This is a genomic window from Bacillus sp. B19-2 (genome assembly GCF_022832475.1).
In the GTDB taxonomy this organism is placed as follows: domain Bacteria; phylum Bacillota; class Bacilli; order Bacillales; family Bacillaceae; genus Bacillus; species Bacillus paralicheniformis.
The window spans coordinates 75977-91242 of sequence record NZ_JALHKQ010000002.1; the positions used below are offsets into that span (position 1 = coordinate 75977).

Consider the following 15266-nt stretch of genomic DNA (forward strand, 5'->3'; position numbering starts at 1 on the left):
CCTATCCGTACAATTTGATCATATGGAAAGCGTTTGTCGGCCATGATGTATATGGGTTATAACATAAAAAGGCGCCATACTGCCGTTTAAGCAGCATAGCGCCTTTGGTGTTAGTTCCGGATCAAATAATCAAACGCCCCTAAAGCAGCATTCGCTCCAGATCCCATTGAAATAATAATTTGGTTATATGGTCCGTCTGTGCAGTCGCCGGCAGCGAATAGGCCAGGGATGGTGGTTTCGCCGCGTTTATCGACTGCGATTTCGCCGATGCGGTTGCGTTCGACGGTTTCAGGGAGCCATTCCGTGTTCGGCACAAGACCGATTTGGACGAAGACGCCTTGGAGCTCGACGTGTTTTTCTGCTCCTGTTTCACGGTCAACGTAAGTGATGCCGTTTACGTTTTCATCACCCGTGATTTCTTTTGTTTGAGCGTTTTTCACGACAGTCACGTTAGGGAGGCTGTAGAGACGTTTTTGCAGCACTTCGTCAGCTTTCAGCTCCGGTGCGAATTCAAGAACAGTCACGTGGTTGACGATGCCTGCAAGGTCAATCGCTGCTTCGATACCGGAGTTTCCGCCGCCGATGACGGCGACGTCTTTGCCTTCAAACAACGGTCCGTCACAGTGCGGGCAGTATGCGACACCTTTGTTTTTGAACTCTTGTTCGCCAGGTACGCCGATATTGCGCCAGCGTGCACCAGTTGAAAGAATGACGGTTTTGCTTTTCAGAACAGCGCCGTTTTCGAGTTCAAGATGGAAAAGATCTTTTTTCTCGAGACCTTTTGCGCGTTGCAGGTTCATGACGTCGATATCATAATCTTTGACGTGTTCTTCAAGGCTTGCCGCAAGCTTAGGTCCTTCGGTGCGCTTCACGCTGATGAAGTTCTCGATGCTCATCGTGTCAAGGACTTGGCCGCCGAAGCGTTCGGCAACAATTCCCGTGCGGATGCCTTTGCGCGCCGCATAAATTGCTGCGCTTGCACCGGCGGGTCCGCCTCCGACAACGAGTACATCGAACGGATCTTTATCGGAAAGCTCAGACGCATCTGTGCCGCTGCCCATCTTCACAAGAATTTCTTCAAGTGTCATTCGGCCGCTGCCAAAGGATTCGCCGTTCAAGTATACGGTCGGCACAGCCATAATGTTTTTGCTTTCGACTTCCGACTTGTATGCCGCACCGTCGATCATCGTGTGCGTGATGTTCGGGTTGAGCACGCTCATCATGTTCAATGCCTGCACAACGTCCGGGCAGTTGTGGCATGTGAGGCTGATATAAGATTCGAAGCGGTATTCGCCGCTGATGTTCTTGATTTGATCGATGATTTTTTGATCGACTTTCGGCGGTCTGCCGCTTACTTGCAAGAGTGCCAGCACCAAAGATGTGAATTCGTGACCGAGCGGAACTCCGGCGAATGTGACGCCTGTATCTTCTCCGGTACGATTGACGCTGAAGCTTGGCGTTCTGTCGAGCTGCGCCTTTTCAACAGTGATTTTTGATGACATGGAAGCCAGCTCTTCTACAAGAGCCAGCATATCCTTAGAGACACTGTCATCGCCTGTACTGACTTTAAGGACGATGTCATTTTCAATCATCTGCATGTATTGGTTTAATTGTGCTTTGATATTTGCTTCAAGGACCAATTGAATGCACTCCTTAGATTTTGCCTACTAGGTCAAGGCTTGGTGTCAATGTTTCAGAACCTTCTTCCCATTTAGCCGGGCAAACTTCGCCTGGGTTTTGGCGGACGTATTGAGCCGCTTTTACTTTGTTGATCAGGGTGCTTGCATCGCGGCCGATTCCGCCTGCGTTGATTTCAACAGCTTGGATCACGCCGTCCGGATCGATGATGAATGTTCCGCGGTCAGCAAGACCTTCTTCTTCGTTCAGCACTTCAAAGTTGCGGGAGATCGTTTGAGACGGGTCGCCGATCATCGCATAAGTGATTTTGCCGATTTTCTCAGAGCTGTCATGCCAGCCTTTATGTACGAAGTGAGTGTCTGTAGAAACAGAGTATACTTCGACACCAAGTTCTTTTAGAGCAGCATATTCGTTTTGAAGGTCTTCAAGCTCAGTCGGGCAAACAAATGAGAAATCCGCTGGATAGAAGCAGAAAATGCTCCATTGGCCTTTCAGATCTTCGTGTGTTACATCGATAAACTCACCGTTTTTGTAAGCTTTTGCTGCGAATGGTTGTACTTCTTTTCCGATTAGAGACATAATATCGTCCTCCTGAATGTAGTTTAAGAGAAATAAAAATTGTAAACTTTATTTCTCTATAATTATTATAATTATATACAAATTATCAAATAATAAATATTTTTTGTCAAGGGCTTTGTTTGGACAAGGTTTAGATAGTTGAGAATTGATTCTTCCAGTTAGAAAGGTGAGAATCGGAAGTTCTAAATGAAAATCATGCATATACGGCAAACAAAAAAGCCATCCGCAAAAAGGATGGACATCTCGTCTAAGACTTTTTCTTTTTTTTAGCGTTTTTGATCGTTTCTCCGTCAGCAACACCGTACAACCGGCTCTTCGGTGCATATACTTTTTGGGACGGCCATAGCCCATGGTGGCCGGAACAAATATAGCTAACAAGACAAGCGACAAAAAAGTACTCAATCCCTTTTCCATCAAACATTTCCAGTGCCAACAAGAACGCTGCAATAGGGGTATTGGCACCGCCGCAAAACGCAGCAATCAGCCCTACTGCCGCTAAAAATGAGAGGGGTAAATGAACAATGGAGTGTAAGGTGTTCCCTAGTGTAGCGCCCATGAAAAATAATGGGATTGCCTCACCGCCGACAAACCCCGTCCCCAAAGTAACAGCGGTAAAGATGAGCTTGGCGAGGAAGGCAAACGGAGGCACCTCTTCTTTAAAAGCCTGCTCTAACATGTCCAAACCTCGACCATTGTAGTCTTGTGAGCCGACTATTAAAAATAAGCATACAACGATGATTCCTCCCACAAAGGCTCGTTTCATATGGTTTTGATTAAAAATGCTCTCGGTGAATGCTTCTATCCCGTGTCTCAATTGGCTATATGTGACGCTTAATAGGCCGAAGATTACAGAAACAAGAAGAACTTTTACAAATGTGATGAAAGATAACTCTGGTAGTGCATGGATCATAAATTCTTCGTGCTTAACTCCCCAAGCCGCAGTCGTGATATAGTGACCAGTGAAGCTAGCGACAAAACAAGGGACAAGCGCTTCAAATTTAAGTTTTCCTAAAGCAGTCATCTCCATTCCGAAAACAGCGCCGGTTATAGGAGCTCCAAATGCCGCACCAAATCCGGCACTAATGCCGCTCATGATGACAATTTTCGTGTCTAACAAACTGACCTTAAATAACTTGTTGACCATTTGAGCCACACTGCCCCCCATCTGGACAGCTGCACCTTCTCTCCCGGTCGACCCACCAAAAAAAACCGTTATAAAAGTTCCGAGATACACAATAGGTCCCATTCTTTGCGGAACTTTTTTTTCCCCATTAACGGCGTCAATCACAAGGTTATTTAATTGGGCGGTGTCATTTAAGGTGTTATGTAAGAATACTTTTCCATAATTCATGTAGATGTAACCAATGACAAGTCCTCCAAGCGGCAGAAGGAATATGAGCCAGTCGTTTTTCTCTCTTATTTCACCCAGATAGTCGTTAGTTTCTAGCAGGAAGGCAGTCGTTGATCCCACAATTCCGCCAATGACGCCTCCGTATAATATCCATTTAACAAGAACCTTTAAAAAACTTTTATCCTGTATCACTTGACTGGTAACCTCATTTCAATTCTTTAGAATGCTTTTTGGAATGTATAGGGTCTTTAATTTCCGTAAAAATGTTATGTGATGAATTTGTTTGCGGCCCCGGAGGTTCAATAGGAGGTTGGTCGAGATTCCTTTCAATCAGCGATTTGAGCTGTTGAATATCCTCTTTAGTAACATATTGTTTATTTGGTTTTAACATATACCCTAACTGTCCGTTTGATTCGATTGTCGCCCATTGTAAGTCTTTAAATGATTGAATGTTTTGTTGTCTCAACCTTACTTCAAGCATATCTACAGTTAAACGCATTTTTTTTAAGTTATTAATATTAATTTGACCGTTTTCAACAACCACAACTGATTTTCCATAAATAAAGCTCTCTAAGGCATCAAATTTCAAAGCGCAATACTCAATTAAAAGAAGCGTGAGAATCATTAAAAAAGTGACGAGCATTGTAATCCAAATATTCCTGTCATTAACGGGTTGGATAATTAATGAACCAACAGCGATCATGATGACGGTCTGTGCAACAGTAAGCTGTGAAATTGACTTTCTTCCGGCTAACCGCAAAATGAGAACGCCTCCTATGACAATGACAACAGCTTTCCAGATGAACTGTAGGTCCAAGAACATTCCTCCTTTCAAAAAACAACGTAATAATTATATGTTGTAGAAGAGATATAAAATTATTCATGGTTGCACAGCCTAGACCGCAATTTTTTTAAGGTTTTAAAAACGGCAAAAAACCACCCTCTGCAGGATGGCTTTCACCTAATTATTGATTAAACGCCTTTAAAAGCCGAACGATAAATCTCAGCCAATTCAGATACCAACGGCAGCTTCGGATTGGCTGTCGTGCACTGATCTTCAAAGGCGCGTTCAGCCATGAGATCCACTTTGCTTTCGAATGCGGCGGCATCCACGCCGTTTTGTTTAATGCTCATCGGAATTTTAAGCTCTTTGGCGAGCGAGATAATCTCCTGGATCAGGCTTTCAACGCCTTCTGCAGTTGTTTTTGCAGGCAGGCCGAGCGTTCTGGCAATCTCCGCGTAGCGCTGATCGGCTATGAAGTGGCTGTATTTAGGAAATGCCGTGAACTTTTTCGGCTTTTCTGCATTATAGCGGATCACGTGCGGCAGAAGGATGGCGTTTGCCCGTCCGTGAGCGATGTGAAACTCCGCACCAAGCTTATGAGCTAAGCTGTGGTTGATGCCGAGGAAGGCATTGGAAAACGCCATTCCGGCAATCGTTGATGCATTATGCACTTTTTCGCGGGCCAGCTCGTCGCTGCCGTTTTTGTATGCTCTAGGCAGGTATTCGAAGATCAGCTGGATGGCCTTCATGGCCAAGCCGTCTGTATAGTCGTTGGCCATGCATGATACGTATGATTCAATTGCGTGAGTTAATACGTCCATTCCTGTGTCAGCCGTAATATGTTTCGGCACGGTCATGACAAATTGCGGGTCAATGATTGCGACGTCCGGTGTTAATTCATAGTCGGCCAGCGGATACTTCGTATTCGTTTCTTTGTCTGTAATGACAGAGAATGAAGTGACTTCAGAGCCTGTGCCTGATGTTGTCGGGATCGCGACGAATTTTGATTTTTCGCCCAGTTTCGGGTATTTGACGATGCGCTTGCGGATGTCCAGGAATTTTTGCTTTAATCCAAAGAATTCAGCATCCGGGTGCTCATAGAACAACCACATTCCTTTTGCGGCATCCATTGCAGAGCCTCCGCCGAGAGCGATGATGACATCCGGCTGGAATTTGGCCATCATGTCGACGCCGTTCATCACCGTTTCGATTGAAGGATCAGGCTCGACATCAGAAAAAATTTCACAATGAACGTAATCCGGGCGCCTTCTTAAGTAGTGTAGGACGCGGTCTACATATCCGAGTTTCACCATTCCCGGATCAGTCACAATCAACGCTTTTGAGATGTCAGGCATTTTCGCTAAATATTGGGTAGCGTGTTTTTCAAAATAGATTTTTGGAGGAACTTTAAACCATTGCATATTGACATTCCTTTTCGCCACTTTTTTCGTGTTGATTAAATGAACAGCTCCAACGTTTGACGAGACGGAGTTCCCGCCATATGTGCCGCAGCCGAGCGTTAAGGAAGGCATATAGGCGTTGTAAATGTCGCCGATCGCCCCTTGTGACGACGGTGCATTGACGATGATCCGCCCGGCTTTCATCCGTAATCCGAATTCTTTAACGGCTTCTTGATCGTTCGTATGAATTACTGCCGAGTGGCCGGTTCCGCCGAACGCCAGCATGTCTTCGGCGCGTTTTAATCCCTCTTGAAACCCGCTGACTTTGTAGCACGCTAAAACAGGGCTCAGTTTTTCCCTGGACAGCGGGTAATCCGGACCTACGCCGTCTAATTCAGCGATGAGAATTTTTGTATCTTGCGGCACTTTGACACCGGCCATTTCAGCGATTTTGAATGCCGGCATGCCGACGATATCAGCGTTTACCGCGCAAGTATTTTCATTGATGACCAATTTCTCGACCTTTGATTTTTCGGTTTCATTTAAGAAATAGCAGCTGTTTCTTGTCATTTCGACTTTGACGTCTGAGTAGATGTCTTTGTCTATGATGACGGCCTGCTCTGATGCGCAAATCATGCCGTTGTCAAATGTTTTGGATAAGATCAGATCATTGACGGCTTGCTTCAGGTTGGCAGACTTCTCGATGTAGCACGGAACGTTTCCAGGTCCGACGCCAAGGGCCGGTTTTCCGGAGCTGTACGCTGACTTCACCATGCCGGCGCCCCCTGTTGCAAGGATCAGGGAAACGTTCGGGTGGGTCATTAAGGCTTGAGTTGCATTCAGCGAAGGCGTTTCGATCCATTGGATGCAGTTGTCGGGTGCTCCTGCTTTGACGGCTGCGTCCCGAAGGATTCTCGCCGCTTCGCGGCTGCATTTTTGGGCAGATGGATGGAAAGCAAACACGATTGGGTTTCTTGTTTTGATCGCTATCAGGGACTTGAACATTGTAGTGGAAGTAGGATTGGTCACCGGCGTCACGCCGGCGATGACACCGACAGGCTCCGCGATTTCAATGACTCCGTCGTGTTCGTTTTCATTGATGATGCCCACTGTTTTATCGTATTTGATATGATGGTAGACATACTCTGTGGCAAACATGTTTTTAATGATTTTATCTTCATAAACGCCGCGCTTCGTTTCTTCGACGGCAAGTTTGGCGAGAGGCATGTGCTGATCAAGGCCGGCAAGCGCCATCTGTTTGACGATATCATCAATCTGCTCCTGATCAAAGCTGCGGAATTCTTCCAATGCCTTTAGGCCTTTTTCGACTAGCTGATCAATCATGTTTGAGGCATTTTGCTTTTGTTTCATTTCCTTTTCTTCGATTGCCATTGTAAACCCTCCAGTGAATGAATAGGAATTTGATTACAACAGGATGTCCAGGGATGAATGAGGTTGATATGGTTTGTGAAACATTTCACAAGTAAGGTTAAAAATTTTTATCCCTGAAGCGGATATCTGGTTTATTTTGGTATCAGTCCTCCTTTTCTGTGGCTGAATTTATCATATCACGAATTTGAAGTATGAGTTTGTGAAATGTTGAACAAAGTATGAAATTCAAAATTTGAGCAAAAATAAGAAACACTGCACCCCGAATTTCGGGGTGCAGCTTTTAATACCAGTCCGTATGAAACACGCCTTCCATATCTGTCCGCTCATACGTGTGAGCGCCGAAATAATCGCGCTGTGCCTGCAGCAGGTTTGCGTTTGAGCGGCCCGTCCGGTAGCCGTCGTAATAGGAGAGGGCGGTGCTCAGGCACGGGAATGAGATACCTGAGCTGATGCCTTCGCAGACGACCTTTCGCAAGCCGGACTGGTATTCTTTTAGTTTTTCAGCGAAGTCAGGTGCGACCAGCAGGTTGGACAGGTCCGGCTGTTTGTCGAACGCTTCACTGATGAGATTTAAAAATTGCGCACGGATGATGCAGCCGCCGCGGAAGATGAGGGCGATGTCCTTTAACGGCAGGTTCCATCCGTTCAGGTCAGACGTCATTTTATATTGAGCGAAGCCTTGTGCATAGGCGCAGACTTTCCCCATGTATAATGCCTGTCTGACGCGGTCGATCCACACGTTTTGATCCAGGGGCCGTTCTTCTGTTTCAGGTCCGGCCAATACGTTTTCGGCAGCTGTCCGTTCGTCTTTTAATGACGACAGGTAACGGGCAAACAGGGATTCCGTGATAATCGATGATGGAATGCCGTTATCGACGGCCTGCAGGCTCGTCCATTTGCCCGTGCCTTTTTGGCCGGTTTTGTCGAGGATGACGTCGATGAGCGGAGCGCCCGTGCGCTCATCCTTTTTCCGCAGGATCTCAGCCGTGATTTCGATTAGATAGCTTTTCAGCTCTCCTTGATTCCACGTCTCGAAAATGTCAGCGATTTCATCTATCGGCAGACGAAGCTTTTCTCTTAAAAATGTATAGGCTTCAGCGATAAGCTGCATGTCTGCGTACTCGATGCCGTTGTGCACCATTTTGACAAAATGCCCCGCGCCTTTCGGACCGATGTAGACACAGCATGGATCTCCTTCCACTTGGGCGGCGATTTTTGTGAGAATCGGAGCTGCTTTTTCGTAGACGTCCCGATCTCCGCCGGGCATAATGGATGGGCCTTTTAAAGCGCCGACTTCGCCTCCGGAAATGCCGATTCCCAGGTAGCCGATTCCGTTTGCTTTCAAACTGTCATATCTTCGTTCCGTATCTTCGTAGTGGGAGTTGCCGCCGTCCATGATGACATCCCCTTCTTCAAGCAGAGGAACGAGCGAGTCGATGACAGAATCGACCGGTTTGCCTGCTGTGACCATAAGAAAGATTTTTCTCGGTTTTTCTAAAGACTGTACGAAATCTTCAAGTTCATAGTACGGCTTGACTGTTTGGCCTCCTGTTTTTTGGACGAGTTGATCGGTTAAATCCCTTGTGTAGTTATAGACGGCGACTTGTTCGCCTTTGCTTGCCATGTTCAGGGCGATATTGCTACCCATGACTCCCAAACCTATGACACCGATTGTATTGCGCATGTAATACCTGCTCCTTCATGAAAACTTTTTTATACAAATAGGCTTAACAATAAAGTAAATCCTAATCCGGCCACCGCGATAATTGTTTCAAGCAGTGTCCAGGTGGCAAATGTTTCTTTCATGCTTAGGCCGAAATATTCTTTGAACATCCAGAAACCTGCGTCATTGACATGGGAAGCGATTACACTTCCGGCCCCTGTTGCAAGCACAACCAGCGCAAGATTGACATCGCTTTGTCCGAGCATCGGAAGAACGAGTCCGGTTGTGCTTAACGCAGCAACTGTCGCGGATCCTAATGAGATGCGCAGAATTGCGGCGATGACCCAAGCGAGCAAGATCGGCGACATGGCTGTTCCTTTGAATAATTCAGCTACATAGTCGCCTACTCCGCCATTGATCAAGACTTGTTTGAAGGCGCCGCCGCCTCCGATGATCAAGAGCATCATTCCGATTTGTGTAATGGCGGTTGAACAGGAATCCATCACTTGTTTGATCGGGATCTTTCTGGCGATCCCCATCGTATAGATCGCGACCAACAGGGAGATGACCATCGAAGTCGAGGCATTCCCGATTAAGCGAACCGCTGCCAGCAGGCTGTTGTCTGCAAGGCCCACCGTTTCTTGAATAAGCGTAATAACAGTCGAAATCGACATGATAATGACCGGAAGCATAGCTGTGAAGACGCTGATGCCAAAGGCTGGCGTCTCTTCAAGTTTGAACGTTTTCTGTTCACCGAGTGAAGCGATGCTGCCCATTTTCTCAAATGATTGCGGGACGATTTTTTTCGCCAGTTTCGTAAATAAAGGTCCGGCCAAAAGAACGGTTGGGATCGCAACAATGATACCGTAGAGCAACACTTCCCCGATATTGGCGCCGAGCTCTCCCGCGATAGCCGTCGGCCCCGGATGCGGAGGCAGGAAGCCGTGTGTGACGGATAAGGCCGCCGTCATCGGAATTCCGAGGTATAAAATTGAAATCTTCAATTCTCTTGAAATAGCGAATACAATTGGAATCAATAATACCAATCCGACTTCGAAGAATAATGCAACCCCGATAATAAAGGAGGCGATGACGACCGCCCATTGGATGTTTTTCTTCCCGAATTTGTTGACGAGGGTCATCGCAATGCGCTGAGCGCCCCCTGAATCCGCGATCAGCTTGCCCAGCATGGCGCCGAGCCCGAAGATCAATGCGATATGGCCGAGCGTTCCGCCGAGCCCTTCTTCAATCGTTTTGACGATGTCGTCAAGCGGCATTCCGAGTGCCAAAGCAACCCCGAACGATACGATAATCAAGGAAACAAACGTATTCAGTTTTAACCCCATAATCAAAAGCAATAGTGCGACAATCCCGATGGCTACGATCAATAATGGCATGATAACGCCTCCAATTCTCCCCTATTTTTTGCTGGTTAAGTTTCTTTGATAATTTGCAATTTGTGTATACTCGTTTTCAAGTGCTCGCGATAAGTTGATAAAGATCGGCATTAATGTTCTGTATTCTTTGGCCGATTCTTCTTTCGGCGCGTGCCTGTGCGTGCTTCCGATCATGTCGGAGACGACATCAAATGAATCGATTTTTCCTGTCGCGTACAGTCCCAAAATGCAGGCGCCGAGACAAGAGCTTTCATAGCTTTCCGGCACGACGACTTCCGATTCGAAAATATCGGCCATCATTTGCCTCCATACATCAGACCTTGCGAAACCTCCGGTCGCCTGGATTCGGGCAACGGGCTCGTCCATGCATTCTGTCAACGCCAGGAAGACGGTGTACAGATTGTAAATAACCCCTTCCAACGCCGCGCGAATCATGTGTTCTTTTTTATGCGACATGGTGAGGCCGAAGAATGAACCGCGCACATCCGGATTCCAAAGCGGCGCCCGTTCGCCTGCGAGGTATGGATGGAACAGCAGTCCGTCGGCACCCGGTCTGACGCGTTCGGCAATTTTGGTCAAGACATCGTACGGATCAATGCCGAGACGTTTTGCCGTTTCGATTTCTGATGAAGCAAATTCATCTCTGATCCAGCGAAGGACGATCCCGCCGTTGTTCACTGGCCCGCCGATGACCCAATGGTTCTCAGTTAAGGCATAGCAAAAGATTCTGCCTTTTTCATCGGTTTGCGGCTTATCGATAATCGTGCGAATCGCACCGCTTGTCCCGATGGTAACGGCGATTTCGCCTTTTTTAATCGCGTTGACGCCGAGGTTGGACAGCACGCCGTCACTGGCACCGATGACAAATGGCGTTTGCGGATCGATTCCCATCATCGCCGCCAGTTCCGGATTGCAATGATGGAAAATGGCTGTTGTCGGAACGAGCTTTGATAAGTGATCGGGTGTGATGCCGGCAACGGTCAGTGCTTCTTCGTCCCAGGCCAATGTTTTGAGATTCATCATTCCCATCGCCGAAGCTAAGGAGTAATCGACGACATATTGATCAAATAACTTTTTAAAAATATATTCTTTGATTCCGATATATTTTTTCGCTTTGGCAGCGGTTTCAGGATGTTCGTTCACAATCCACGTGATTTTACTTAGCGGCGTCATCGGGTGAATCGGCGTTCCCGTCCGTTTATAGATATTGTGCCCGTTCATTTCTTCTTTGATTTTATGAGCCCAGCCTTCGCTTCTGTTGTCTGCCCAAGTGATACAGGAGGTGAGCGGCTTGTCGTTTTCGTCCATTGCAATCACGCTGTGCATTGCGCTGCTGAATGAAATGAATGACGGCTGTTTGTCAGGATGCTGCTGCATGATTTTCGCCGTTGACTGGATGACGGCCTGAAAGATCTCATCCGGGTTTTGTTCAGCGGTCGAGATGTCCGGTGTGTGAAGCGGGTAGCCGATGCTTTCCTTTTGGATCACGTTCCCTTTTTCACTGAATAAAACCGCTTTCGTGCTTGTCGTACCGATATCTATGCCTAACATATAACTAGTCATTTTCTTGTTCGGCCCCTTTCGCCAGCATTTGTTGCGACAGCCACAGATCTTCAACTTTACCTTGCACGTCATCGAAATTTTGATGTAGGGATTTAAGCATCAGATCCCTGTCTTTCGTTTTGATTGCTTGGATATAAAGTTCATGGTTATCGAGAATTCGTTCAAAGTCTTCATATTTTTCTTTTAAGCGGGCCCGCATGGATAAAAGAATAAAGCTTTCCATCACAGGTTTGAGATTGTTCCATATCATCAAAATGTAAGAATGATTGATGGAGCGGACAATCGTTTCGTGAAATAAGACGTCTTGAAATGAGAACTCGTCGGCATCTTTGTATTTGATGGAGACTTTCATCATCTCCAATATTTTGCTGAGGTCTGTTACCAGTTCGTCGACATTGGCCTGTCCAAGCCGTTCGAATACGAATGTTTCCATCACCAGACGCACATCATAAATTTCTCCAATTTCTTTTTCGGTTAAACCGATGACAACGGCGCCCATCCGTTCCAAACGGATGATTTTTTCCGATGCCAGTATTTTTAAAGCCTCGCGGATGGGAGACCGGCTCACCGAGAATTCCGCAGCTAATTTATTTTCAGATAAAATGGTACCGCTTTCAATCAAGCCGGAAATAATGCGCATTCTCAGCTCGCATGCGACGCGAACACCTGTTGAAGCTCTTGAAAGCCACTTCTCCGGATATAAAAGACTTTTAGATTTGCTCATACACTCACCTTCCTAGTTATACGAGTATACTTGTATACAAGTATGATAACGCGATTATTTTGATTATGCAAACACTTTCATTTTAAATTTTTCGAAAAATTTTTCCATTTAGAAATCATTTGTTTTGCAGAAGCACTTTGAAATCCCCTCTAAAACAAAAAAATAAAGGGAGCAGCTGCCCTTTATTTTTTGACCATTTGTTTAACGATGAGTTTGAAGTCATGTTCGCTAATTTCTATGTGCCCAAATCGAAAGGAATAACCCCAGTGCCGTTTGTTTTTGATGAAAGAGAGGTGAGGAATGAATGGGTGGATCGGCGTTTCCCGGCATTTTAAAAAGTTGATCTTCCTTCTGTAAGGTGAGAATCCTTCTCCCGCATGAACCTTGTAAACTCTGTTATCACTCACTTTCCCTACAGCTGTAAACTTTTGATAAGGCGCATGATCTTTGAGATTCTGTTTTGGCGAGTAATAAATGATCCAATCACCAAGGTTCATTCTTTTTAAAGGCGCCTCTTTTCCGTGGCAAAGTTGTGCAAAGCCTCCGGATACACCTTTCAAGACGTGATCGTGCGAAGCCACGCCGATCCAATACCTTCTTTTCATTCCTTTCAGCATCCGCAGGCATCCTTGTCAGTATCCCCTTCAGTGCATGCTGACACAGGAAAATTCATTTCTCTCCATGCCGCGATCCCTCCGGTCAGCTCTTTCACTTGATAGCCTTTTTCTAATAAAAGTTTGGCTGCTTTAGCTGCCGTATTGCACCAGACATCCCAGCAGTACACAATGATTTCTTTATCTTTTGGAATATCCTCTAATCGATGAGGGAGATCGTGTTCAGGTATCACTTGAGCACCTTTTATCGTCAAGCTCCTGACTTCGCTTGGCCCGTTTCTTACATCCATTAAAAAATATTTTTCAGGGTTGTCCTTTGAAGATTTCAAATAATCCATGGGACTAATGGTGGCTTCTAAACGTGCATTGAAAAAATCGAGGGAATTCATAGGGTACGCCTCCTAGTTTTTATACTTTTTCCATACTTTTAAAAGCAAATCTTTAAATAACTTTTTTTCATCGTCAGTCAGAGGGGATAAAACCTCGTATTCTGTCTGTACTAAAATCTGTTTGCATGATGACAGTACATCGCTTCCTTTTTCAGTAAGGATTAGGCTGTATGCCCTGCGGTCACTTGCGTTTTTTGTCCTTTCCACAAAGCCTGAAGCTTCTAAATGGTCAACATGACTCACCATTGTCGTACGGTCGATCTGCAGTTGTTCAGAAATCAGTTTTTGAGAAGAAAAAGGATTTTCTTCAATAAATACAAGTACTCCGAATTGCCTGGCATTCAAGTTATACGGAGCGAGAACGTCAGCAAATCGATCCTCCATTTGCTGAAGAATCTTTCCTAGCAAAAATCCGTAGAATTGACTTAACTGTTCCAAAAATCGTCACCACCTAAAATAATCAATAAACAATATAGTCAGTATAACTGATTATATTTTCGAACGCAAGTTTTCTAGTTTTCGTTTGTTAATTTAATTAATTAACCGTGGTACAATAAAACCTACGATATGGTGTAAATGGAGGATTTCACATGCAGCGCGGTACATTTCAATTAATGAAATCGGTGAACAAATCGATCATTCTTAATAAAATCAGAACTTCAGAGCCGATTTCGAGAGCCGAGATCGCCAAGGAAACAAAGATTACCCCTCCCACGGTCTCAAGCATTGTCAAAGAGCTGATCGGACAAGGGCTCGTGAAAGAAAGCACGCTCGGTCATTCGAGCGGCGGAAGGAAGCCGACAATGCTGCACATCAACACAGGTGCCTTTTATGTCATTGGCCTTGATGCCGGGCCTGAGACGGTGGAGTGCGTCTTAACCGATTTAGCCGGAGGGATACTGCAGCGGACCTCGAGCCTGCTGAAAAAACCGCTGACAAACGAGACGTTCATTGATGTTTTAAAAGAAAATATTTGTGCGATTTTGGGACGGGCCGATGTCGATCAGGAAAAGATCATCGGGATCGGCATCGCAATGCACGGGGTCGTCGATGCTGAAACGGGAATGTCACGCATCGCACCGATTTTAAACTTAACCAATATTCCCATTAAAGATGTGCTGGAACAAGAATTCAACTTAACGGTAAGAGTTGAAAATGATGCCAGGGCGATGGCGCTTGGCGAATCGTGGTTCGGCGGCCGCGATGATGCAGGCAGTATGGCGGCCGTGAATATCGGCCGCGGCGTTGGTGCGGGGATTGTCATTAACGGAAAACTGTACCATGGAGCGGAAGGAATCGCAGGGGAACTGGGCCATATGATCATTGATATCAATGGAGAAAAGTGCGAGTGCGGCAACCGCGGCTGCCTGCAGACGATTGTGAGCGGAAAAGCGATTGCCGAACGGGGAAAAAAGCGGCTGAAAGAAAGTCCGGACAGCCTGACAGCCAAAGATTTGTTTGAAATGGCCGAGAACGGCTGCCAAACGTGTATCGAACTCTTTCGGGAAACCGGTGTGATCATCGGAATCGGGCTGACCAACTTCATTCATCTTGTCAATCCGGGCAAAATCGTGCTGGGCGGCGGAGTGATGAAAGGCGGGAGGTTCATATTGCCGGCGATACGAGAAACGATACAGCAGAAAGCCTTAACAGCCGAAGCGAGGCAGACAGAGGTGACGATAACGAAGCTCGGCGATGAAGCGACGCTTTACGGAGCCGTTTCATTGCTGTTGGCGGAGCTGTTTGATCCGGTGTTAAAATAAGCCGTTTTT

13 protein-coding genes are annotated in these 15266 nt (G+C 46.2%); 1 reads left to right on the forward strand and 12 read right to left on the reverse strand.

Going from position 1 to position 15266, the window contains the following annotated elements:
* Window positions 1–110: 110 nt before the first annotated feature.
* From ahpF to MST20_RS07750, 12 genes are all read right to left on the reverse strand, one after another.
* Window positions 111–1640 carry an alkyl hydroperoxide reductase subunit F gene (gene ahpF, locus MST20_RS07695; RefSeq protein WP_243941285.1) on the reverse strand — a complete coding sequence of 510 codons (1530 nt, stop codon included), beginning with the start codon at window positions 1638–1640 and terminating at the stop codon, window positions 111–113.
* Window positions 1641–1653: 13 nt separating this feature from the next.
* Window positions 1654–2217 carry an alkyl hydroperoxide reductase subunit C gene (gene ahpC / locus MST20_RS07700; RefSeq protein ID WP_020453590.1) on the reverse strand — a complete coding sequence of 188 codons (564 nt, stop codon included), beginning with the start codon at window positions 2215–2217 and terminating at the stop codon, window positions 1654–1656.
* A gap of 247 nt (window positions 2218–2464) precedes the next feature.
* Window positions 2465–3760 (reverse strand): chloride channel protein, encoded by a 1296-nt coding sequence (locus MST20_RS07705; RefSeq protein ID WP_243941287.1) that lies wholly within the window; start codon window positions 3758–3760, stop codon window positions 2465–2467.
* Window positions 3761–3773: 13 nt separating this feature from the next.
* The gene (locus MST20_RS07710) at window positions 3774–4385 is read right to left on the reverse strand and encodes a DUF421 domain-containing protein (RefSeq protein ID WP_243941289.1); all 612 of its coding nucleotides are present in this window, start codon (window positions 4383–4385) and stop codon (window positions 3774–3776) included.
* A 155-nt stretch (window positions 4386–4540) separates the two neighbouring features.
* On the reverse strand, window positions 4541–7144 hold the full coding sequence (gene adhE, locus MST20_RS07715; protein WP_243941291.1) for a bifunctional acetaldehyde-CoA/alcohol dehydrogenase: 2604 nt from the start codon (window positions 7142–7144) through the stop codon (window positions 4541–4543).
* 280 nt (window positions 7145–7424) lie between these two features.
* Window positions 7425–8828 carry a decarboxylating NADP(+)-dependent phosphogluconate dehydrogenase gene (gene gnd / locus MST20_RS07720; protein ID WP_243941293.1) on the reverse strand — a complete coding sequence of 468 codons (1404 nt, stop codon included), beginning with the start codon at window positions 8826–8828 and terminating at the stop codon, window positions 7425–7427.
* A gap of 29 nt (window positions 8829–8857) precedes the next feature.
* Window positions 8858–10204: a GntP family permease gene (locus MST20_RS07725; RefSeq protein ID WP_243941294.1), complete on the reverse strand. Its 1347-nt coding sequence runs from the start codon at window positions 10202–10204 to the stop codon at window positions 8858–8860.
* Between the two features lie 21 nt (window positions 10205–10225).
* Window positions 10226–11767 carry a gluconokinase gene (gene gntK / locus MST20_RS07730; protein WP_243941296.1) on the reverse strand — a complete coding sequence of 514 codons (1542 nt, stop codon included), beginning with the start codon at window positions 11765–11767 and terminating at the stop codon, window positions 10226–10228.
* Window positions 11760–12491 (reverse strand): GntR family transcriptional regulator, encoded by a 732-nt coding sequence (locus tag MST20_RS07735; RefSeq protein ID WP_243941297.1) that lies wholly within the window; start codon window positions 12489–12491, stop codon window positions 11760–11762. Before MST20_RS07735 ends, gntK begins: the two co-directional genes overlap by 8 nt.
* Window positions 12492–12673: 182 nt before the next feature.
* Window positions 12674–13108, reverse strand: a complete 435-nt coding sequence (locus MST20_RS07740; protein ID WP_243941299.1) for an EVE domain-containing protein — start codon at window positions 13106–13108, stop codon at window positions 12674–12676.
* Complete coding sequence (locus tag MST20_RS07745; protein ID WP_243941302.1) at window positions 13102–13494, reverse strand: rhodanese-like domain-containing protein; 393 nt, start codon at window positions 13492–13494, stop codon at window positions 13102–13104. The genes MST20_RS07740 and MST20_RS07745 overlap by 7 nt, the downstream gene beginning before the upstream one ends.
* 12 nt (window positions 13495–13506) lie before the next feature.
* Complete coding sequence (locus MST20_RS07750) at window positions 13507–13932, reverse strand: MarR family winged helix-turn-helix transcriptional regulator (RefSeq protein ID WP_243941304.1); 426 nt, start codon at window positions 13930–13932, stop codon at window positions 13507–13509.
* 152 nt (window positions 13933–14084) lie between these two features.
* On the opposite strand from MST20_RS07750, the gene MST20_RS07755 reads away from it, so the two are divergent.
* Window positions 14085–15257 carry an ROK family transcriptional regulator gene (locus MST20_RS07755; RefSeq protein WP_243941306.1) on the forward strand — a complete coding sequence of 391 codons (1173 nt, stop codon included), beginning with the start codon at window positions 14085–14087 and terminating at the stop codon, window positions 15255–15257.
* The last annotated feature ends 9 nt before the right edge of the window (window positions 15258–15266 follow it).